This is a genomic window from Shewanella youngdeokensis (assembly GCF_033180165.1).
Taxonomy (GTDB): domain Bacteria; phylum Pseudomonadota; class Gammaproteobacteria; order Enterobacterales; family Shewanellaceae; genus Shewanella; species Shewanella youngdeokensis.
In genome coordinates, this window is the sequence record NZ_CP136522.1 from 1,255,169 (window position 1) to 1,277,981 (window position 22,813).

At 41.8% G+C, this 22,813-nt stretch carries 21 protein-coding genes and 1 tRNA gene; 14 read left to right on the plus strand and 8 right to left on the minus strand.

Translation table 11 applies throughout. From position 1 onward, the window contains the following. Window positions 1-448 precede the first annotated feature (448 nt). From RGE70_RS05310 to RGE70_RS05330, 5 genes are all read right to left on the minus strand, one after another. The gene (locus tag RGE70_RS05310) at window positions 449-2,227 is read right to left on the minus strand and encodes a nuclease domain-containing protein (RefSeq protein ID WP_310470490.1); all 1,779 of its coding nucleotides are present in this window, start codon (window positions 2,225-2,227) and stop codon (window positions 449-451) included. 7 nt (window positions 2,228-2,234) lie between these two features. Further along, window positions 2,235-4,937, minus strand: a complete 2,703-nt coding sequence (locus RGE70_RS05315; protein WP_310470491.1) for a DUF8727 domain-containing protein — start codon at window positions 4,935-4,937, stop codon at window positions 2,235-2,237. A gap of 207 nt (window positions 4,938-5,144) precedes the next feature. Further along, window positions 5,145-5,621 (minus strand): hypothetical protein, encoded by a 477-nt coding sequence (locus RGE70_RS05320; protein ID WP_310470492.1) that lies wholly within the window; start codon window positions 5,619-5,621, stop codon window positions 5,145-5,147. 327 nt (window positions 5,622-5,948) lie between these two features. Beyond that, window positions 5,949-6,024, minus strand: a tRNA-Arg gene (locus RGE70_RS05325). A gap of 83 nt (window positions 6,025-6,107) precedes the next feature. Then, a complete protein-coding gene (locus tag RGE70_RS05330; protein WP_310470493.1) occupies window positions 6,108-7,277 on the minus strand; it encodes a flagellar assembly protein T N-terminal domain-containing protein in 1,170 nt (389 codons plus the stop codon). Window positions 7,278-7,663: 386 nt separating this feature from the next. Here RGE70_RS05330 and RGE70_RS05335 point away from each other — a divergent pair, with 386 nt between their 5' ends. Together RGE70_RS05335 and RGE70_RS05340 are read left to right on the plus strand one after the other, a co-directional pair. After that, entirely contained in the window at window positions 7,664-8,290 is a 627-nt protein-coding gene (locus RGE70_RS05335) for a FlgO family outer membrane protein (RefSeq protein ID WP_310470494.1), read from the plus strand. Further along, on the plus strand, window positions 8,291-8,740 hold the full coding sequence (locus tag RGE70_RS05340) for an LPP20 family lipoprotein (protein WP_310470495.1): 450 nt from the start codon (window positions 8,291-8,293) through the stop codon (window positions 8,738-8,740). A 164-nt stretch (window positions 8,741-8,904) separates the two neighbouring features. Here the strand turns inward: RGE70_RS05340 and RGE70_RS05345 are convergent, their stop codons facing one another. From RGE70_RS05345 to flgA, 3 genes are all read right to left on the minus strand, one after another. After that, a complete protein-coding gene (locus tag RGE70_RS05345) occupies window positions 8,905-9,330 on the minus strand; it encodes a flagellar protein FlgN (protein WP_310470496.1) in 426 nt (141 codons plus the stop codon). A gap of 50 nt (window positions 9,331-9,380) precedes the next feature. Next, window positions 9,381-9,695: a flagellar biosynthesis anti-sigma factor FlgM gene (flgM, locus tag RGE70_RS05350; RefSeq protein ID WP_310470497.1), complete on the minus strand. Its 315-nt coding sequence runs from the start codon at window positions 9,693-9,695 to the stop codon at window positions 9,381-9,383. A 74-nt stretch (window positions 9,696-9,769) separates the two neighbouring features. Further along, window positions 9,770-10,483: a flagellar basal body P-ring formation chaperone FlgA gene (flgA, locus tag RGE70_RS05355; protein WP_310470498.1), complete on the minus strand. Its 714-nt coding sequence runs from the start codon at window positions 10,481-10,483 to the stop codon at window positions 9,770-9,772. A gap of 284 nt (window positions 10,484-10,767) precedes the next feature. On the opposite strand from flgA, the gene RGE70_RS05360 reads away from it, so the two are divergent. From RGE70_RS05360 to flgK, 12 genes are all read left to right on the plus strand, one after another. After that, window positions 10,768-11,688, plus strand: a complete 921-nt coding sequence (locus RGE70_RS05360) for a chemotaxis protein CheV (protein ID WP_310470499.1) — start codon at window positions 10,768-10,770, stop codon at window positions 11,686-11,688. Between the two features lie 143 nt (window positions 11,689-11,831). Then, window positions 11,832-12,665 (plus strand): CheR family methyltransferase, encoded by an 834-nt coding sequence (locus tag RGE70_RS05365; protein ID WP_310470500.1) that lies wholly within the window; start codon window positions 11,832-11,834, stop codon window positions 12,663-12,665. Window positions 12,666-12,849: 184 nt separating this feature from the next. Beyond that, entirely contained in the window at window positions 12,850-13,248 is a 399-nt protein-coding gene (gene flgB, locus RGE70_RS05370; protein ID WP_310470501.1) for a flagellar basal body rod protein FlgB, read from the plus strand. A gap of 2 nt (window positions 13,249-13,250) precedes the next feature. Beyond that, window positions 13,251-13,667 carry a flagellar basal body rod protein FlgC gene (gene flgC, locus RGE70_RS05375; RefSeq protein WP_310470502.1) on the plus strand — a complete coding sequence of 139 codons (417 nt, stop codon included), beginning with the start codon at window positions 13,251-13,253 and terminating at the stop codon, window positions 13,665-13,667. Window positions 13,668-13,692: 25 nt separating this feature from the next. Further along, on the plus strand, window positions 13,693-14,487 hold the full coding sequence (locus tag RGE70_RS05380; RefSeq protein WP_310470504.1) for a flagellar hook assembly protein FlgD: 795 nt from the start codon (window positions 13,693-13,695) through the stop codon (window positions 14,485-14,487). A 70-nt stretch (window positions 14,488-14,557) separates the two neighbouring features. Then, complete coding sequence (flgE, locus tag RGE70_RS05385; RefSeq protein ID WP_310470505.1) at window positions 14,558-15,904, plus strand: flagellar hook protein FlgE; 1,347 nt, start codon at window positions 14,558-14,560, stop codon at window positions 15,902-15,904. Window positions 15,905-16,227: 323 nt separating this feature from the next. Next, complete coding sequence (gene flgF / locus RGE70_RS05390) at window positions 16,228-16,971, plus strand: flagellar basal-body rod protein FlgF (protein ID WP_310470507.1); 744 nt, start codon at window positions 16,228-16,230, stop codon at window positions 16,969-16,971. Between the two features lie 10 nt (window positions 16,972-16,981). Beyond that, window positions 16,982-17,770 carry a flagellar basal-body rod protein FlgG gene (gene flgG, locus RGE70_RS05395; RefSeq protein WP_310470508.1) on the plus strand — a complete coding sequence of 263 codons (789 nt, stop codon included), beginning with the start codon at window positions 16,982-16,984 and terminating at the stop codon, window positions 17,768-17,770. 84 nt (window positions 17,771-17,854) lie between these two features. Further along, a complete protein-coding gene (flgH, locus tag RGE70_RS05400) occupies window positions 17,855-18,529 on the plus strand; it encodes a flagellar basal body L-ring protein FlgH (RefSeq protein WP_310470509.1) in 675 nt (224 codons plus the stop codon). A 104-nt stretch (window positions 18,530-18,633) separates the two neighbouring features. Beyond that, window positions 18,634-19,731 (plus strand): flagellar basal body P-ring protein FlgI, encoded by a 1,098-nt coding sequence (locus RGE70_RS05405; RefSeq protein ID WP_310470510.1) that lies wholly within the window; start codon window positions 18,634-18,636, stop codon window positions 19,729-19,731. 28 nt (window positions 19,732-19,759) lie between these two features. Then, entirely contained in the window at window positions 19,760-20,842 is a 1,083-nt protein-coding gene (gene flgJ, locus RGE70_RS05410) for a flagellar assembly peptidoglycan hydrolase FlgJ (protein ID WP_310470511.1), read from the plus strand. A 43-nt stretch (window positions 20,843-20,885) separates the two neighbouring features. After that, entirely contained in the window at window positions 20,886-22,808 is a 1,923-nt protein-coding gene (gene flgK / locus RGE70_RS05415; protein WP_310470512.1) for a flagellar hook-associated protein FlgK, read from the plus strand. Window positions 22,809-22,813: the final 5 nt, after the last annotated feature.

Below are 22,813 nucleotides of genomic sequence, written 5' to 3' on the forward strand. Positions count from 1 at the left end.
TGAAGCGCCTGAGCAACATACAATAAGTTTACTCTGACCCCATTTATTCTAAGCGCGCCCTCTTGGGCAAGCAAACTTCTTATTTCATATTCACCCCGCTTTAGCCATTGCTCCTCGCTAATATGTCGATGATTCACACCTATCACTAACCAAGCCTCCTAAAGAGCAATATGAAGCGCCTGAGCAACATACAATAAGTTTACTCTGCCCCATTTATTTTAACTACCAGTAAGTTGCTTGGTCACAGTGATATCATTAACAGCACGGGTACTTTTCCTGAGTAGGTGATGGCAGAGCGTGTTATTACAACCGCTCAGTTACTTGGGATTGATGGATAAGCTAGTCAAGGAGATAGAACAGCTCTCTGAGGGCGAAAAGAGAGAGCTGTTTGGTAAGGGAACTATAGATTGTAATACCCTAATTCATGTGTTGATTGTATACTAAGTAATTAAAGCAAGTAATTTTCAATTATATATTTTGTAGTGCCGTTTTCCTCTACCCCCAAATGAAAACTACTGAAATATGGGGAAATCGGTAGCATTCCATTCGGTTTATGTTCAGCAGAAATATAACTATCCTCTGAAAAAATATTATCTTCACTTAAAGCGTACAATAATCCTACATATTTAATGGCGGTGTTATCTATTATTTTGTTTTTTACTGATTTTAGTTCTTGAGCATATTTGGAGTGCATTTCCTTATACTTTGTTCTTACATTTTTCAATGTCATGAATTTTGCGTCAAGAATAATATAATGATGGTCACCGGTACTTTTGTTATCGACTCTGATTGTGTAATCAGGTCGATATGGTCGGGTTGACTTTGATATTCTTATAATGGTGTTGTCTTGAGGGGCATACCTATCAATAACATGGAAAGGCTTTTCATAATATAGAGTTATATCCCTGTCTTTATCAAATTTGAAAACAAACTGATTTGCAAGTACGTTGATTTTCATAGTTTGTTTACCTTCCCATGTTTTATCATGGGTAACCAATCTAGTAGTAATCAATCCTCCTTTATCGTAACTATATTGTTTTAAAGCATTGACCAATTGGTATAGGCAAGAGAATTCATATATTTGAGATAAATTTCTTATTCCCATTAAAATGCTCAAGTCATTAGAACGATCAGCTCCATTGGAGTCATAAAAATACTTGAACAAGTTGAATGCACTAGAGTAATGGTTGTTTTTAAGAGTGTAAGAAGTTTGAATTGGCAGTTGAGGTTTAAGCTTGTTTATAGGTGCTATAATGTCAAAGGTTTTCTTTAATTTTATTAACCTATTAGTTATCTCATCAACTTTTTGGCCTTTTCGTTTTATTATAGGGTTAATAGAGTTTTTGATTACTTGATCAAATCGAATGTATTCATTGTTTTCAAATGAAGTTGTAGTTTTTTGTTCTTGTGACTTTAAAAGTTTTCTTAGTTCTAAACAATAATTAATTCCAGTCATCAAAAAGTAGTGTATGACATGGTTTTCTTTTTCATCAGTACAGAGATAAGTGTTACTTTTTGGTAATTCAATGTTATAGAATTTACGGTTAATTACTACATTATGGTCTTGCTTTTTTGTCACTTTTAATTTATCAAAATTGCTTAGTAACCACATTGTTGTATTGTGGTCGTACACGGGAGGCTTGTCAGAGTACATTTCAAGCTGACTTCTGATTTTTGTCTTTTTGGTACGAGAAAAACTTTCAATATGTACTTCCAAATACTCAAGTGCATTTTTTAAGTTTTCAAACTTAACTGTATTGTTGCAGGTATCTTTTGAAGGTTTAAAACCACTCCTTGTCTTCGAAAAGCATATTTGAGCGATGTCGTCCATGTTCTTACTCAAATAATTTAGCATGTCTATTGCTATGTCTGCTTTCTTTTTCTTTAAAGTAACATTGATGACTTTTGTGTACTCAATTTTTTGACCTTTATCATGAGTAATTAGTACTAACTCTGATTCTCCAAAATAGTTAAGGAAGTGTGCATTATCAAAAAAGTTACTACTAACTCTAGATGAAAAAGATGTAGTTTTGTTATGATTTCGACTCATCCCTAATTTTATTGCTATATCTCCAATATATAATTCAGGTTTTCTATCGTTACCATTTGAATCGATTTTTGTATTTATAATTAATTCATATTCAATATCATCAGGTACGAAAACTTCACTTTCCGACATTAAATCATGTTGGGAAGAATTACTTTTTAAAAGCCACTCAATACTCATAGAATACCTACGCGATTGAGAAACTAAAGTGTTTAAAGTTTTCTTGTCCAGAATCTATTACCTCGTTCAGCAGTTCCACTGAAATAATAAGATCATAGTTTTCCATTTTCTCCTTTAATTCAATTAAATGCTCCTCATAACCTTCGCCTGAGCCTTTTATTAATGGAATTAGAAACATTCCAAGCGTATGATCTAGAACGAGATTTTCATTTACAAAGCTTATGTTTGATGAAGTGAGTACAAAATTCTTAATTTGCTCTTTTCTACGAGGAGATAAATTGGTTTTCAATTTATCAATAAATATTTCATATAAATCTTCAAGTTTTGCCTTCATATCTGAAGATATGAAATCTGAAGTGCTAGGTTTGAAAGCCTCTACTATTTGGTCTCCAGTTCCTAGCATATCATTTCTATTATAAGTTAACTCTTCACAATCAAAGTCATATGAAATATGGTTTGAGTTGAAGCTTATAAATGCACAGCGGTTGATTACTCGAGGAGTTAACCCTTCAACACTTTCATCAGTATTGGCCGTACAAATAAATCGAGTAGACATAGGCACTCTAATTTCGATATCATTACCTAAAACCAATTTCCGATTGGATTTTTTATCAGCCAAACCCAATTGGTTGCTTAGATAATATTCTGGTGAACTTAAGTTAAATTCATCATAGATGATGAAAGACATTGGCAATTCATTTTCAGCTGTATTATTCAGGGAATCCATTAGTGGGTAGAAGCCAGTGCTTCCAGCATCATACTTTTTGGTTATTGGGTTATAATAACCCTGCAGCATTTTTGGTTCAGTCCAGCCCTTTCCAACGTTAATCAGAGTGCTCAATGTTTTATCACTACTACCGATAGCATAAGTTAATTGCTCTGCAAAAGATGTTTTACCTGTTCCTGGTGAACCTAAGAGAACTGTGAATTGGTTTTGAAATATTGCAGTTAAATATGCAGCAAGATCACCTAGAGGTATTTCACGATTCATACCTTTGAAACGCTCATGAATGATTTCTATTATTGAGGTTCTCGTTAAATTTTCATTTTTATCAATTGAAGGCGAAGAAATATTTACTACTTCTACATTTGATTCGTTAGCGCGGCTCAGGTGTTTATGGTAATCACCTTCAACTAAATCTGAAATTATCTTCGATTCTAGGAATCTTTTAGCTAATTCAGATTCAGCCATATTCATATCATTTTGAATGCTCTTTGTTACATCTTCTAATTCAGATTTTTTATTAGTTTCTTCATGAATTCTTCTCTGCTGGTAAACTAACTCTTCTCGTAATTTATCTATGTCTGTAGAAAGTTTATGTTTTCTCTGTAAATCATCAAGTTCAAGTGATAACTCTTTAATTTTCTCACTTTTTTCTGCAGCTAGTTCTTGAATACTTTCAGTATCTTCTAATTGGGATTTTTTAATAATTAGTTCATTTTCAAGAGACTCTAGTAATACTCTATTAGTATCTATCTTTTTTACTATGTTGGTTTTTTTTGCTGTTAATTCGATCAAGTCTCTATTGATTTCATCTGTTTTGTTTTCTTTGTATCTCTCAATATCTTCATCGGCTTCAATCTTTTTTTCTTCAATCTCTCTAGTTATTTTGGCAAATTCAATATTTTTATCCAGCGAGAACCTTTGGATAAAACTAGTAGGCTGCTGCTCAAAGAATTTAATTATTTCAGAGTCAAAAATATTGGAGTTAATTATTAGTTCAACTAATTTTTTACTTTCGTCTGAGTTGTTGTTAGATAATTTAAATGTTCTTTCGATGATGCTTTTACGATCGTCAGATAATTCGTTTAATTCACGCCCTTTTATTATTGACTCAATGTTAAGTTTAGCGGCGGGTTTACTTTTTAGTAGTTTTGAGGCCTTGCTAAGAATACTGTTTGTTGGAATAGTGTCGTATTGTTCGAATATATTGTTAGTAGGGATTTCATCTTCATTTGTAAATATCATTCCAATGTTTATCGCGTATAAGTAGGTTTCTCCGAAAATAGTTCTATGTTTTAGATTATCTTCTATGTAATTATTTTTAAATTCTATTTTATATGTTTTAAAGTCGCTTACTTTCTTCCCTTTCATAAAAGGTATTTTTATTGGGTTTGGTAAATCGAATCCATGTAATGTACTGCTTTTTTTATCAAATAGTGGTCCAAAGAACTGTTCATCATCATTGAAGTAGAAAGATAAAGGTGTGCCTGACGCTACTGTGTTTTCTTTCTTGGATATATGTAAAAACTTTTCTTCCTTTACTATTTCATCATTAACTATATCAATTTCTTCAGAGTCAAAAACTCTAGCAATGAATGGGTGACTTTTATCAATCTTGTGATGTTGAGGGTATCCTCTGTTATCATAAAAAACACCTAGTAAACACTCACCGTCACTAGATTCTAGTGTATGAGCTTGTACTATAAATAATTCTTCTTTTTGATATTTTTGAAAATATAGATCATAGCCACCCCTAACAAAAATTGATTCAACTTGATTGATGTTGCCATTGGATCTTTGACACAGTGTAGCTGGGTCATAAGCACATACTATACCATCAACAATTTCAAACAAAGCTCTTAAATAACCGATCCTTTCATTACTACTAGGAGCACCTAGTTTAACAATAAAGTACCTATGTTCAGGCTCTTGATCTTTGAACATGCTTTTAATTAGTGAATCTGATTTTTGAAATAGTTTTTTCATTTTAAATCCATACGTATTGAATGCGAATATAGAAGGAGCCAGTTTTTATAAATTTTTGTTAAGCCACAAATTATGCTTTTTTAGTTGTGAACAGCTCTAATCTAGCTTTAATGAGGCACGGTTACTATAGGTTAGTGAGGTCAGAGTAAACATTAAGTCATCCCCAAAGATTGCCATAAAAGTTACCTTATAGATTTTTTTCTAGTATTAAGTTCCACAGGCTTTTTCTTTTTGCTTTAAAACCTCTTCACTACTATCCTGCATCGCCTTCAAAATCATTAAATTACACTCTTTCTGCTTTAGCTCTTTTTCTGACTTTGGTTTTGGTTCACTGATATAGGCAATCATTGGCTTGTAGTTGAGGGAGGCATTACAGTACATATTGGATAGCTTCCTGCCTTTCTGGTTTAAGTTATCCATGCTAGATAGCTGTGTACAGAGCTCTGTGAACATCGCTTTTGCTTGTTGGGTACACTTTGAATATTGAGTGGCTTGTTGCTCAAGGTTTGAGCAAACACTCTTTGGTCTGATTTTCCAAAGTTGGTGTTGAAAGCGAATCTGAGTGTCGTTATAGATGAGACTTTGGGTCGTAACCGTGGTGTTCATCGAATCCATATACTGATCGGCTATGTTATTGCTTGCAGCTTGAAGATATGCTGCGAATAGCTGTGATAGTGGATCCATTACTTTTCCTTCAGTAACTGTATAAGTGTCCTTTACTTTTTTATTATGTTACTTCGTTTTCATGAGTATGGAAATGATCTGTAATAACTTTGTTTGTTAATTTTGCTTGTTCCATACAGATGACTTCCATTTAATCTATAGATAAGGAAATCTATTAGAAATAAAGCTTAAAGTCTACAACAGAGGTTAACGCAGTAAAATGGAGGTTATTCTAAAAGGTTATAAAAAACGCTTAAAAATAAATTTCGAAAAAACCGTGTTCCTATGGCGGCACAGAAACTGGTTAATTTTGTAAGTGGCTGATAAGTTTGAGTAAAAAGGCTTATCTGGTCTCCCCACAGGGACTCGAACCCCGATCGATCGCTTAGGAGGCGACTGCTCTATCCTGTTGAGCTATAGGGAGACGCCAGTGATTATACTGGTTTTACTCTAGATGAAAAGAGTGTTTCGAAAGTCTTTGAATTTATTTGCTTATTTATTGTTCTGTTATAACTTTATTGCTAAATCATGAACTTGAATGTTCAGCGATGCGCTGAGCCCATTTAGTACCGCAGTGGCACTGTTTTCACTAACTTGATCGATTGTAATCGTCGCTTTGCTTTTACCCGCAATGGCGCGCATGTTGTACAGTCGGTCAGGCATATTCTCTTGTAATACAATTTGTAATTTGTCGCCGGCACGTATGCCGTTGCGGCGGCCTAGGTTAATAATAATTCTGTCGACTTGCCTTGCCACCACTTGGCCTAATAAGGGACGGCAATTAAGTGCCTGATCCATATCTTGGCTGGCCTCAAGTAATACTGAACTTATCATCTCGCCGTATTCAGACTGCCAAAATTGTTGGTTATTTGAATTAACGGTTTGCTGCAACGAGAATTCCCATTCGGCCGATTTTTTGTATTGCTTACTCCAGATTTTTTCACCACTTATGGCGTGAAATAACGACAGGCTTAACTGAAACACCCGCATTGGATCGTTCTCCCATAGCCCGAACGTACGGGTTGAGGGTTCTGGCGAAATATCAATAATCTTGGGGATCAATATGTATTGGCTTTCGGTGGTTTCACCTAACCAACTTGGCAACCGGTAGCCGCGTGTTTCGACTAACGTTTGGTCGATATCTAAGCGTTCGTCGGCGTGCAGGTGGGTAAAACTGCTGCTTGAATGGGTTTCAATTACCTGTGCTAACTGTTCTGACAGGTTCTGTTCAAATAACCCAAGGTTGCCATAGCGTAACTGCGAGCGGTCTTTTATGGCAGCTTGTGGGACTAAAATTGACGCTTTTAGGTCGCTACCTTGGCACGCTTGATCTAGTGCTTCAACAATATCAATGCGTACGTTAACAGTTAGGTAGCCTTCGTTTACGTGCTCACTTACCAATTCAACTTGTTGGCCTTGTGCATTCCTTGTAAGGGTAAAGCTGTCGGTAACTAACTGGCCATTACTGACGGTTTGCTGACTAGTAAAGCGGGCGCCTGTTTTTAAGGTGGCGTAGCTAACAGCTTGTTCGATGGCATCTTGTCGCGCTTTAGTCAGATTGTTATCGACAATTTTGGCCTGGCCACTGGCTTGGATCCATTTAGCTTTTACAGGGGCTACAAGCAAAAAAGAGCAAGCTAGAATAATGGTGATAATGCTGTATGAACCAAGTTTCATATTAACCTTCTAAATTAAACGCTTTAATCAGTCGCAATAGAGAAATTCTAATAAAATGAGTGCACTAAATGTGCTCTTAAACGTCAACTATATACTGCGGGTTAAATAGTCGTGTCATCATTTTATTGGATTTGACTGTTTGTCAAAAGCGGGCAGGGCGTTGCCGACAAAATGGCAGTCTAAATTTTATAGCTACAACTAAGCAATATTTATGCCTTTAATTGCTCTATCTAGTGCTATTTAGCGATAAAGTTATTTAGACTAGTGCCGATAACTGTTTTAGATATCTGCTTTAGTAAACATAGCTTTGGCTTACAAGCTGGTGGCTTAACCGGTTAGTTGAGTTGCAGGTTCGCCGCGGTTGTTGAATCACAGGAACAAATACCATGTATAAGACATTAGGCTTGCTGAGCTTACTACTGTTGTCGGGTTGTGCCCATACGCCGCCCACGGCGGCAGATAAAACCTTAAGTAGCGGTAATGGTTTGCCACATTTGTCATCGATTAATCATTTGGCACAGCAGATGGTAAATGAGTTGGTGCGGCAAAATGACAATTTAACACCGACTTCGCTGACATTAGTGGCTACGCCAGTTATGTTGTCTGATTTAACGGCCACGAATACTTTGGGATTGCAGTATCAGCAAGGGCTGATCGCGGCCTTGCATGATCACCAATTTAATGTTGTCGACATGAATGTGGCTGAGACCATACAGGTTACTGCTGAGGGCGACTTTATTTTGACCCGCGACTGGCAACAATTGCCGGCGAACATTGATGTCGACCATGTAGTCGTGACCACTATGAGTCCCGACAAAGCTGGAGTGGTGCTATACAGCCGTATTGTGGATTTAAACAATAACCATGTGGTTTCGGTTGCGCAAAGTTTTGTACCGGTCACTGCATTGTCTGGGTTGTTAACCGAGTCTGAAAAAGTCGTGTCTGAAAACGGGTTGTTGTATCGCCATGCCAGTAAAGGCCAGCATGCAGTTAAGATGGTTGGGAGCGATTAAATGAAACCGATAATAGTATTGATGTTGAGCTTATTACTGGGTGGCTGCGCGTCGCAAGATCGTTATGTACAGTACGAAACTGAAGCGCCGACGAGTTTTCCTACGTTGACGGCCGTCGGTTATGCCACGTTGGCTAGCCAACCTTCGCCCGTCGCAGCACAAAGAGTATTGATGGCGATGCAGGCGTCTAAAATTGCGGCTTACCGTGAGCTTGCTGAACAGGTTTATGGCCAGCATTTATCGGCGACCAGTCAGGTGAGTGAGTGGATGATGTCGAGCGATGAAATTAAAGCGTCGGTCAGTGGGGTGATCCGTGGTGCGACCGTGGTTAAAAGCTACCCAGCGGGCGAGCATTACGTAACTGAGCTTGAATTAGACTTTGAGCAGGTGTGGGCGTTGTATCAGCAGCAAAATAGGTCTCAAAAAGTTAAACAGATCACCTACTTTTAAGGTGTAACACACAGCTCTTGTGTTTGCGACTGACGGTAGGGAATAGGCATGTTTTGCTTATATTTTATGCCACGAATATTTTGGATATAAAAAAAGTGCACTTAACCAACGGCTAAGTGCACTTTTTTAGGATTCTATTCGGTAAAACAAACGCGATAACAGCGTTAGGCTTTAATGTTATTGCCTAAACTGGAGATGCTTGACGTACGGCCTTTGCCGTCGTAAGTGAGGCTGGCAGAATTACGGCTGACCTGTAATGCCTGAGAAAAGCGATTTAAGCTGGCTAAGCTCAATTCAATTAAAGACTCGTTTTCAGCGTTAAGTTGTTGGCACTGTGCTAGCAAGGCTTTGGCTTTGCTAACTTGTTGAGACAATTCGGGGTCAGTCTCTAATGTTTTTAGTTCAGGATGGCTGGCTATGACCTCATCATTGCGTTTTAAATTATCAAGTAAGCTAGCTTTAGTGCTTGTTAGCGACAATAGTGTGTCGGCATCTTGAGCTTGTAGCGCTTGTTTTTCTTGATTAATAACGGCTTTAAGCTCATTCAACACCGCATGTTGTGAGCTTAATGTATGAGATAAATTTGTCATAATGGCCTTATCTGTTGTGCCTTGTTGCGCGCCAGTAGGGCGGCTGTTGGTTAATCGCTAAGCTCGTTCTCGAAGTTTGCGATGTTAGTTGCAAGTTTGTCTGGGTCAATTTTGTAACGACCTTCAGCAATTGCGGCTTTAATTTCGTCAACTTTCTTTTGGTCAATATCAGGCATATCAGCCATCTTCGTTTGAATATTTTGAATTTGTTGAGCCTGTGGTGTAATTGACACAGAATCGGCTTTTTGTGCTACTGCTGTTTGCACCGGTGTTGCAGACGTTTGCGTCGCATTGCTTTTGCCCGTGTTATCGGTGTTAACACGCGTGTTGAACGCGGTGTTTACTTGTTTTATATCCATAGCCATTTTGGTATCCAACATTGAAAAAGAGACTTTCTATTATTCTTATCGGCGCACTAACCGTTAACTTTAATATTATATTACATTCTTACTTCAACTTGACCCACTGCAATGACTTTTGCGTTCAAAGTTTTTTGTGAGTGGCTATTTTTAATGCGTATTTTATCGCCGACATTGCCATCATGCAGTGCTTCGCCAACGGTTTTTATCTCAAAAGTGTCAGAACGGGCAAAAATAGACACGGTGTCGCCTTTGCAAATAATGCATAAATGGTTGTTGAAAATGGGTTGTTCTGGTGCCACTCGGCGTTTAAGTCGGGCACCAACCACTTGGCTTATCGCATCAAACTGTTGGCCTCTGAGGGTGGTCTGTTCAACAAAAGCAATTTCTAGATCACTTTGTGACAATAAATCTCCAGGCCCCAAGGTGCCTTTTGCTACGACGACCGGATAAAGAATATCGACTCTAACCGATAGAAATATTTGCCATGGGTAGCTTAGGTCTGGACTGTTACAACTAATTTTAACGGTGTTATTGCGTCTTATTGCTCTATCACTGGCTAGTTCTGCGGTGATGGGGGCAAAGCAATTAGGCAAGTTAACACGGGTATCTAAGCTTTGGGGTTTAATATTAATCTTTGCTTTTTCAGGCGCTTCAATTTTTTCTTCAACTGCTGCTATAGCTAAGCGAGAAATGGTCGATATAGAGGGTACGCTACTGACTTGAGCAGTATCGGCAACGGCGGCACTTTGAAAAAAAAGTACGGCAAAAAAAAGTGCAAAGTTAATTTTCATAATGATTACATTAGCTTGATTCGCTAGAATGCACCTATATAGTGTAGTAAATGGTATAAGTTAAGCGAATTCATTCGTCGTTGAACGTCATAAAGTTGACAACAATTTTTAACGCAAAGCCTTGTTAGCTTAGGTATGCATATATTGTGCCTAAAATAACAGACGGTCGATTTTACCCCCGACAATGTAAATGAGGGTATCAATGCGTTAAATCAAAGCATTACCAGTAATTAAAAATTAATCTTATAAATTAGACCGATAGCAATTAGCACAAGGCAATTTTCATGTCGAATATTTTAGAATCAGTAAATAAGCGAACGCAATTGGTGGGGCAAAACCGATTAGAGTTATTGTTGTTTAAACTTAACGGACGCCAACGATTCGGCATTAACGTTTTTAAAGTTAAAGAAGTCCTACAGTGCCCAAAATTGACCAGTTTGCCACGATTAAATTCAAATGTTCGCGGTATTGCACATGTGCGCGGTATGACCATTTCAGTGATTGATTTGAGTGCGGCTACCGGTGGTAGGCCTATTGAAAATATTGAAAACTGTTTCATTATTATTTCGGAATATAACCGTAGCGTACAAGGTTTCTTGGTCAGCTCGGTTGAGCGAATTATCAACATGAACTGGGAAGCCATTATGCCACCACCACAAGGTGCTGGGCGCGGCTCCTATTTAACGGCAGTAACAGAGGTTAATGATGAGCTGGTCGAAATTTTAGATGTTGAAAAAATTCTCGATGAAATTTCACCGGTTAATACCAACATCAGTCAAGCGGTAAATGACCGGTTAACCATCGATAAAGAGCTACACCACCATATTATGGTTATCGATGATTCGTCTGTTGCGCGTAAGCAAATTATTCGTTCATTGACCTCATTAGACTTACAAATCGATACCGCTAAAGACGGCAAAGAAGCGCTGGAAAAACTGCGCAGAATTGCCGCTGAACTTGACGATGTATCGACTGAGATCCCACTGATTATTTCTGACATCGAAATGCCTGAAATGGACGGCTATACCCTAACAGCTGAAATTCGCGACGACCCTAAACTTAGAAACATAAAAGTGGTATTACATACTTCACTAAGTGGGGTGTTTAACCAAGCCATGGTGCAAAAAGTCGGCGCTGATGACTTTATCGCGAAATTTAATCCTGATGAATTAGCTGCTGCAGTGAATAAGCACTTAAGTTTATAAAAGCCTAATATAGCTGTAGGTCAGCCGGCATAAGCAAACTAAGTCTTGCTTGTGTTTATTCGGTGCCTAAGGTATAAACCAGCGGTTGTTGTTAAGTCGCACGATTGGTGCGGCTTATTTCGTTAAATATTTAGGATACCAGCGTGCCGAATAGATCCCTTGCTGAACATGAGTATCATCAGTTTCGACTGTTTCTAGAGCAGCATAGCGGTATTGTGCTAGGCGAAAACAAGCAATATCTTGTGCGTAGCCGATTAGCCCCACTGATGGGAAAATACAATCTCCCTTCTTTATCTGAAGTGGTTAAGCATGCAATGAAACCATCAGAGCGTAGATTACGCACTGAAGTGATTGATGCTATGACGACCAACGAAACATTGTGGTTTCGCGACCGTTACCCATTTGAGCTGTTATTCAATAGCCTTTTGGCAACTTATAGTCGTCTGGGGCGGCCTGTTAAAATTTGGTCGGCGGCGTGTTCCTCAGGGCAAGAACCCTATTCATTAGGCATGACAGTACTTGAGTTTCAGCAGCGTAAACCGGGTGTTTTGCCTAGCGGCGCAAACATTTTGGCCACAGATTTGTCACCTACGATGCTTGAACGTTGTAATAATGCCGAGTATGACAACTTAGCTTTAGGGCGAGGTTTGTCTGAAGACCGAAAACGCATGTTCTTTAACCCCTTGCCTTCAGGCAATATGGTGGTAAAAGACAATGTGAAGCGACTGATTAGTTTTAGAGCTCATAACTTGCTCGAAAGCTACAGTTTGCTTGGTAAGCATGACATCATTTTTTGCCGTAATGTATTGATCTATTTTTCCCCAGAGGCAAAGAGGAAAATATTGCGGCAATTTGCTGCCGCACTAAACCCTAAAGGCATTTTATTCTTGGGCGCGTCAGAGTCTATTGCCGGCTTGTCAGATGAGTTTGACATGATCCGCTGCAACCCTGGCATTTATTACCAAAAACGCAATTAAGCCTAATTTATGAGGTGTTGAAGCTGCTAATCACGCAATTTTGACACCTTATCAGTACTTTGTTCTGCTGTACTTCCTCCAGTTAAACCGCTTGAAACCCCCACAAAACGCTTATTTATTACTTTTAGACTAGTTTGGCACACCTATTGCTTTATTTTAGCTACCGAGCTTAGGAGGCAATTTTATGGCGATTAGTTTTGACAAGGCATTAGGGGTTCATCAGCACACTTTGGGTATTCGTTCCCAACGTGCCGAGGTCCTGTCTTCAAATATCGCTAATGCCGACACGCCACATTATAAAGCGCGTGATGTAGATTTTGCTAAAGCTATGAACTCGGCACAATCTCGTCAATCGGGCTTGGCAATGACAAAAAGCGATAGCAAACATTTTGATATGGCGGCTTTAACCCAGCAAAATGTTGCTTATCGGGTACCTAATCAGCCAGATACGGGTGACGGTAACACGGTTGATATCCAAGAAGAGCAGTCAGCGTTTATGCAAAATGCGCTTGAGTATCAAATGTCACTCGGTTTTTTAGACAGTAAATTTTCGGGCATGAAAAAAGCCATTAGAGGCGACTAATTATGAGCTTATTTAATATTTTTAATGTCGCGGGTTCCGGCATGTCAGCACAATCAGTCAGGCTTAATACCACAGCCAGTAACATTGCTAACGCCGATGCGGTATCTAGCAGTGTTGACCAGACTTATCGCGCTCGTCATCCCATTTTTGAAGCTGAATTGAGTAAAGCGCAGCAGCATCAAAATGCGTCTATGGGCGTTGCGGTAAAAGGCATTGTTGAAAGTGACTTACCGCTTAATAAAGAATTTTCGCCAGATCATCCGATGGCAGACACCGACGGTTTTATTTATAAACCGAATGTGAATGTGATGGAGGAGATGGCCGACATGATTTCGGCCTCTCGCTCGTATCAGATGAATGTACAAGTGACTGAAGCGGCAAAATCAATGCTTCAGCAAACTCTTCAAATTGGTAAATAAACTCAGTGAAAGCTGGAGGTAAACTTTGAGCACCATTAATCCGCTCAATACTACGCAAGCGGTCGCAGCACAATCTAGCAGTGTGACGCCGCAAGCCAGTCAAATTAGTACGCAAAGTACATCGTCAACAACGGAAACGCTGTCAACTGGCAACCCGTTTTTAGACAGTTTACGTTTGCCAACTGAGTCGATAGTCCCTGAAGCAAATAGTCAGGATCTATCGCAAGAAGACTTTTTCTCTTTATTGAGTCAGCAGTTATCGATGCAGGATCCATTTGAACCTGTTGATAACGACCAAATGATCCAGCAAATGGCGTCGTTCTCGACCGTTGATGGTATTAGCTCGCTCAATGAAGAGATTGTAAACCTAAATGCGCTCACGACATCAAGCCAGGCTTTGCAGGCATCGGGCTTAGTGGGCCAAAAAGTACTTATTCCATCTGACACCGGTTATTTGTCAGGTGAAGAAGGCGCGATTAAAGCCATTGTGAGTACATCAGAACAAATTGATGACTTAATGGTGCGCGTTGAAGACGAAACTGGCCAGCTTATTAAGACATTTGAAGTCGATGGTAGCGCGGGTGGTAACGTGGATGTGGTATGGGATGGAACCGGTCAAAACGGTGAGCCTGTCGCAAGTGGCAATTATAGCCTTAAAGTGTCGGGCCGAGTGAATGGCTCTAGCGAAGAGTTACCGGTATCAACCTATGCGCATGTAACGAGTGTGTCATTAGGCACTGCAGCAACCGGCGCTATTTTAAATTTACGCGGTGTCGGTGGCATTAAGATCAGTGACGTATTAGCTGTATCAGAATCTTAAGCGTCAACCAAATTAATTGAGGAGCCATTGAGCTTCTCAACAACAAATTAAATAAAGATTGAGGTGAACTATGTCATTTAACATTGCTTTGAGCGGTATTTCTGCTGCACAAAAAGATCTTAATACCACAGCAAACAATATTGCCAACGTAAACACAACTGGCTTTAAAGAGTCGCGCGCAGAATTTTCTGATGTATATGCGAGCTCTATTTTTTCCAATGGTAACACCACAGTTGGTGGCGGTGTGGCAACGAGCCAGATTGCGCAGCAATTTCACCAAGGGAGTATGCAATTTACCAGTAACTCGCTTGATATGGCGATCACTGGCGGCGGTTTCTTTGTTACCTCTTCTGAAATCGGCTCGCAAGAACAGTCATTTACCCGTGCAGGTGCATTTAAGTTTGACTCAGAAAACTACATGGTTGACTCAGCCGGCAACTACTTACAAACTTTCCCAGTTGATAAAAATGGTAATTCGACCTCAGTCAGTTTAACCAGTACTGAACCCGTACAAATTCCAGATACAGCTGGTAGCCCGGTGAAAACTGAAAACATCAGTATGCAAATGAACCTCAATGCGGGCGATGATACTCACCCTCTTGATGAGTTTGATCCTGAAAATACAGATACTTTTAATAACTCGACATCTGTCACCATGTACGATTCGTTAGGTGAGCCACATGTGATGACAACCTATTTTGTACGTCCAGATAATGCGGCAATGACCGATGAAAGCAGCTGGGTTGCATTTTATGCCGTTGATGGCGAACCTATTAATGTAGCTGATGATGCAACCTATAATGTTGATGCCGATGGTGATGGTGCCGCAGATGCTGCTAAAGGTGTTGCTGCCGTAGACGGCTGGAAAGGTGCCGTTGTCACCTTTAACGAAACCGGTGCTTATACAGGCACTAGCCCTGAGACGATTACCACTGAACCATTAGGTAATTTACTTGACGCTGGTGCTGATGGTACACAAACCATTACCTTTGCGTTTAACAACCCTACTCAGTATGCGTCAGCTTTTGAAACCACAGAATTAAGCCAAGACGGTACTACCGTTGGCCGTTTGACCAATGTTGAAGTAGGTGCTGACGGCCTTGTTAACGCCAGCTACAGTAATGGTTCTACTGTACCGTTAGCGCGTGTTGCTTTGGTTCGTTTTGCTAATGAGCAAGGGTTATCACAAGAGGGTAATACATCTTGGAAAGCTAGCTTATCTTCGGGCCCAGCACTGGCTGGTGAAGCTAACAGTGGTACTTTTGGTAGTATTCAGTCATCTGCATTGGAGCAGTCAAACGTTGATTTGACCACCGAATTGGTTGACCTTATCTCGGCGCAGCGTAACTTCCAAGCTAACTCACGTACACTTGAAGTGAACAATACACTTAACCAAACGATATTGCAGATCCGCTAATCATTTTTGAGTGAACAAATAGTGCTTTAATCGTATCGATTAAGGCACTTCGCTGGCAGTTAGCATATCGCTAGCTGCCAATTTAACTGTTTAATCTCCCTCTCGTCGGTCCCCTTAAACTGCTTAATATTGGGCAGTGTTAGCCGCTTTATTCTTTAAACGTTTGCCGCTACGGCAACGCACTGCCTCTTTTAGTTTTACCTACATTTTTAAGTGCTAACAAACTCAATAGATAGCCCAATTTAGGCTTAATTGATATGTATCTATTTGTGGCACGATGTTTGCTTTTCATTACCTTAGACGGAAGTTTGACGGAGCGTTAAGTGGACAAGTTACTTTATGTCGCCATGAGTGGCGCTAAAAACAATATGAATTCGTTGGCAATAAGTGCCAACAATTTGGCAAATGCTAAGACTGATGGTTTTAAATCAGATCTCGCTCAGGCGCGTTCGATGCAGGCTTTCGGTGAGGGCTTGCCATCGCGTGTATTCGCATTGACCGAAAACCCGTCAGCAAATTTTACTAACGGCCCAATCAAAACCACAGGTCGTGACCTTGATATTGCCGTTAAAGGCGATGGCTGGATAGCCGTGCAGGGTGAAGATGGCGCTGAAGCCTATACCCGCTCAGGCAGTTTAAGTTTCGATACTACCGGCTTACTACGCAACGACAGAGGCACGCCGGTTATGGGCGATAACGGCCCGATTGTATTGCCGCTACCGATTGAAAAAATTGAAATATCACAAGATGGCATTATCTCTGTACGTCCAACAGGGGCAACCGCCGATGTGATTGAAGAGGTTGGCCGTATTAAGTTGGTCAATCCAGGTAATGAAAACATGACGCGTGGCCAAGATGGTTTGTTCCGTCAAATGTCGGGTGAACCGGCGATGGCCGACCCTAGTGTCGGCGTGTTAAGTGGTGCTGTTGAAGGCAGTAACGTTAACGCCGTACATGAAATGGTATCGATGATAGACATTCAACGTCAATTTGAAATGCAAGTCAAAATGATGAAAACCGCAGAAGAAATTGATAAAGCTTCGGCTGCATTAATGCGCATAAGCTAGGAGAAAGAGTATGCATCCCGCTTTATGGATAAGTAAAACTGGTTTAGACGCTCAGCAAACTGACATCTCAGTGATTTCAAACAACGTGGCTAACGCTAGCACGGTTGGCTTTAAAAAAAGCCGCGCTGTTTTTGAAGACTTACTGTATCAAAACATTAACCAAGCTGGGGGGATTAGTGCTTCAAATACTAAACTGCCTAACGGTTTAAACATTGGTGCGGGTACCGAAGTCGTCGCGACGCAAAAGGTCTTCACCCAAGGCAACATGTTAAGCACCGATAACTCGCTCGATTTAATGGTCGAAGGTTCAGGCTTTTTTGAAGTGCAAATGCCCGATGGCACTGCAGCTTATACCCGTACAGGCCAGTTTAGCTTAGACGAAAATGGTCAAATCGTGACCCCAGGTTCTGGTTATGTGGTGCAGCCAGCGATTACCATTCCGGATGAAGCGACCAGCATTACCGTGTCGTCAGAAGGCGAGGTGTCGGTTAAAACCCCAGGCACTGCTGAAAACCAAGTGGTGGGGCAACTGGCTATGGCTGATTTTATTAACCCTGCTGGCCTCGACCCAATGGGGCAAAACTTGTACTTAGAAACGGGTGCGAGTGGCACGCCAATTCAAGGTACTGCGTCACTTGACGGCATGGGCGCAATTCGCCAAGGGGCATTAGAAACCTCGAACGTTAATGTGACTGAAGAACTCGTTAACCTTATTGAAAGCCAACGGATTTATGAGATGAACTCCAAAGTTATTTCAGCCGTAGATCAAATGTTGTCTTACGTGAATCAAAACCTATAAGCCACGCATTGAGTGCAGGTTAATTTGAACCGTTAATCTCTTTTATCGAATGTGGCCATTGGCCTGAAAAGTTGAGAATTGTGTATGAGTCGTTACTGGATTTTAGTTGTTATTGCGGCATTAGCAGGTTGTACAGCAACCAATGGTAAGCCCATTGCCGACGATCCATACTATGCGCCAGTTTACCCTGAAGCGCCGCCAACTAAGATTGCTGCCACCGGATCTATGTACCAAGACAGCCAAGCTGCAAGCCTGTATTCAGACATTAAGGCCTTGCGCGTTGGTGACATTATTACCGTTATGCTGATGGAATCGACTCAAGCATCTAAAAGTGCCAGCAACGAAATATCAAGAGACACAGATTTGTCAGTAGCGCCTATTTATGCAGGTGGCAAAGACCTGTCAATTAATGGTAAACCACTGGACCTTAACTACCAAGACAGCGCCAATACCAGCCGCGAAGCCGATGCCGACCAAAGTAACAGTCTGTCAGGCAGTATTTCGGCCAACGTACTGAAAGTGCTTAACAATGGCAACTTACTTATCCGGGGCGAGAAGTGGATAACCATCAATAACGGCAACGAATTTGTGCGTATTACAGGTGTGATTCGCGCCCAAGATATTCGTCCAGACAACACCATTGACTCGCAGCGTGTTGCCAATGCTCGTATTCAATACAGCGGTACTGGGACGTTTGCTGACGTACAAAAAGTGGGCTGGCTAAGTTCATTCTTTATGAGTGGCTGGTGGCCTTTCTAGGGTATTAGCTAACACAATTATTAAGTAGGGGTCATGGCATTGATAACCCTACAAAGGCAGCAGCCAAGCGGCTTATTGTCGTTGACCAAGCCGAGGATTTATTGATGAAACTAAAATTTGCATTATTGTGTGTTTGCGCTTTTGCGGTATTAACCGCGCCAGTGCAAGCGCAGCGCATTAAAGATATTGCCAATGTGCAAGGGGTGCGTAATAACCAACTGATAGGTTACGGCCTTGTAGTGGGCTTACCCGGCACCGGCGAAAAGACCCGTTACACCGAACAAACCTTTACTACAATGCTAAAAAACTTTGGCATAAACCTTCCTGACACCATTAGACCAAAAATTAAAAACATAGCCGTGGTTGCGGTGAGTGCCACCATGCCTGCGTTTATTAAACCGGGGCAAACGTTAGATGTTACGGTATCAAGTTTAGGTGAGGCCAAAAGCTTACGTGGCGGTATGTTACTGCAAACATTCTTAAAAGGGATCGACGGTAACGTTTACGCTATTGCCCAAGGCAGTATGGTCGTTAGCGGCTTTAGTGCTGAAGGGCAAGATGGCTCTAAAGTGATTCAAAACACTCCTACTGTTGGCCGTATTCCCAATGGTGCGATCATTGAACGCACCGTGGCAACGCCATTTTCAACCGGCGACCATTTAACGTTTAACCTTCGTCGTGCTGACTTCTCAACAGCAAAACGCTTAGCTGATGCCATTAATGATTTGTTAGGTCCAGGTATGGCAAGGCCACTTGATGCTGCCTCTGTGCAGGTAAGTGCTCCGCGTGATGTGTCACAACGGGTATCTTTTTTAGCCACACTTGAAAATATTGAAATCGAACCCGCGTCAGAGTCTGCCAAAGTTATTGTTAATTCACGCACCGGCACCATCGTGGTGGGTAAAAACGTCAAATTACTGCCAGCAGCAGTTACCCATGGTGGCTTAACTGTAACAATTGCTGAAGCAACGCGAGTTGCACAGCCAAACCCATTAGCGGGTGGCGAGACTGCGGTGACCAACGACAGCACCATTGATGTTGCGCAAGACGACAGCCGTATGTTTATGTTTAACCCAGGTACCACGCTTGATGAGCTGGTTCGTGCGGTCAATTTAGTTGGCGCTGCACCGTCAGATGTACTGGCCATACTCGAAGCGTTAAAGATGGCAGGCGCTTTGCATGGAGAACTGATAATAATCTAAAATTTGTCGGTTTGAGTGGAATATAGTCATGGATAAGCTGTCGAATGCATCGCAATTTTTAGATCTGGGAGGGTTAGACTCGCTCAGATCTGGCGCTCGTAAAGGTGAAGACGGTGCGCTTAAAGAGGTCGCGCAGCAGTTTGAAGGTATTTTTGTGCAAATGCTGATGAGCAGCATGCGTGCCGCCAATGCCGTATTTGAATCCGACAGCCCGCTAAATAGCCAGTACACCAAGTTTTATGAGCAAATGCATGATCAGCAAATGTCACTCAACCTGTCTAGTGAAGGCATGCTTGGGCTGGCAGATTTGATGGTGCAGCAGCTAGACCCTGCTAATAGCCCTATGACACCGGCTTCGGTGTTAAGAGGCGACAGCAACACTTCAGTAAGAGCCAACAGCTTTACCCTCGACCAAGCACCCGCAATGGCCGCACCAATGGCGAGCACCACAATTGAGCTTGACCGTAACGAGCTTAATGCTAGCCCCTTAGCTGCAACGTCGGCAGGTATCCCAACCACACCAATGCCAGCCAGTATTGCACCGCAAACATTAGACTCAATGCTGAGTGGCAAAGTGTTGCCGTCGGTCGCTGTGAACGGCGACAAATCACAGGCCGATTTTACCAGCCAAGATGAATTTGTTAGCCGTTTATACCCCCACGCTGAAAAAGCCGCGCAACAGTTAGGCACCACACCTGAAGTACTGATTGCTCAATCTGCACTCGAAACCGGTTGGGGCCAAAAAGTCGTTAAAGGTGCGGCAGGGCAGCAAAGTAATAATTTATTCAATATCAAAGCTGACAACCGTTGGCAAGGCGATAAAGCCCAGGTCAACACCCTTGAGTACGAGCAAGGTGTGGCGGTTAAGCAAAAAGCCGATTTCAGAGTGTATGACACCATCAGTGACAGCTTTAACGACTTTGTGTCGTTTGTTTCAAATAGTGAGCGTTACGAAACCGCCCTTAAAAAGGCAGCCGATCCCAAGGCATTTGTGCAGTCATTACAAGATGCTGGTTACGCCACGGATCCTAAGTATACCGACAAAGTTATGCAGGTCATGAAGTCAATTACACGAGATTTTACCAACGTTCTACAAGAGGTTAAGCAATGATGACCAAAGTTGTACAGCCACTTGCAATGGAGAGCCGTAACTAATGGCGATGGACTTACTCAGTATCGCGCGCACAGGGGTGCAAGCGTCTCAGTCGCAACTGGCAGTGACCAGTAACAATATCGCTAATGCCAATACCGAAGGTTATAACCGTCAGGTGGCATCACAGGCGAGCCTAGAGTCACACCAGCTGGGCAATGAATTTTATGGTACTGGTACTTATATATCAGATGTTAAACGTGTTTATAACGATTACGCGACCCGTGAACTGCGAATAGGTCAAACGACCAGCAGTGAAGCCAATACCACTTACAGTAAAGTGTCTGAATTAGATCAGCTGTTTTCTAAAATAGGTTCAGCAGTACCTACCTCACTAAACAATTTGTTTTCCGGCATTAATAGTTTGGCAGATGTTCCAGATGACATTGGTCTAAGAGACTCAATGTTGTCTAACGCCACTCAACTAGCTAATAACGTTAATCAAATGCAGCAGAATTTAGACAGCCAGATGAGTCAAACCAATGACCAGATCTCGGCTGTTACAGACCGAATTAACGAGATCAGCTCCGAGCTGGCTAACATAAACCATGAGTTAGTTAAATCTCAAGGCCAAGATTTACAACTGCTCGACAAGCAAGACTCACTCATTCTTGAGCTCAGCGAATACGCAGAGGTTAACGTTGTGCCACTCGATTCTGGCTCCAAGAGTGTCATGTTGGGTGGGGCATTTATGTTGGTGTCTGGCGAGATGTCGATGCAAGTTGGCACTAGCCCCGGCGACCCATACGCCGAAGAAGTTAACATTACCGCCTCAATCGGTGATAAAACCCTTGAGCTAGACGGCAGCAAAGTCGGCGGGCAGCTTGGGGCATTAGTTGACTACCGTGATAACACGCTAGTTCCTGCGCAGTTAGAGGTAGGGCAATTTGCACTGGGTATCGCTGATGCGTTTAATCAGGCGCAAGCAGCCGGTATCGACCTAAACGGCCAAGTGGGCGGCAATCTATTTACTGATATTAACGACGAGTCAATGCAACTAGGTCGTGTTGGCGCAATGTCAGACAATGCGGGTAACGCAACCTTAAGTGTCAACATTGATGACGTCGGCTCACTGACCGGTAGCAGTTACCAACTTACCTATACCGCGTCACCAGCGTCATACGCATTAACGGACAGCAACGGTAGCAGCACTGCGCTGACACTTAACGGCAATACCCTCGAAGGGGCTGATGGTTTTAGCATTGAGATTGAAGCTGGTGCGTTTGCTAACGGCGACAGCTTTGAAATTCGCCCCACCAACAGTGCCGCTTCAGCGTTGTCAGTGGTAATGACCGACGGCAAAGGCATTGCCGCTGCAGGGACAACCATTACCGCCGATGCGGCAAACTCAGGTGATACCGAGGTCAGAGTCGTCAGCATTGATAACCGCAATGCCGCTCAGTTTCCCACAAAAGGTGCAGAACTTAGCATTACTGTTGATCCGTCAGCGGTGCCGCCCACCTTCGAAGTTTTTAATGCTGAAGGTACCTCTTTAGGGGCTGCCGCTGCTTATACACCACCTAATATCAGCACCAATGGTTTTACCATTGAGGTTCATTCAACTGCGACGACCCAAGACAGCTTCACCTTTGACCTGTCATTTGCTGAAGGCGACAACAGTAACCTCGTTAATATGGCGCAATTAAACGAAGCCAAATTGATGAACAGCGGCAAAACTACGCTAAACGACGTATTTGAAAATACCAAACTCGACATTGGCGGTAAAACTAAGTCAGCAGAAATTGCCGCTAGTTCGGCCAGTGCTATTTATGATCAGGCCTATAGCCGGGTTCAAAGCGAGTCAGGTGTCAATTTAGATGAAGAAGCGGCTAACCTGATGCGTTTTCAACAGTCTTACCAAGCGTCGGCGCGGATCATGACCACCGCGACGGAAATTTTTGACACTTTATTTAGCTCATTGCGCTAACGCGG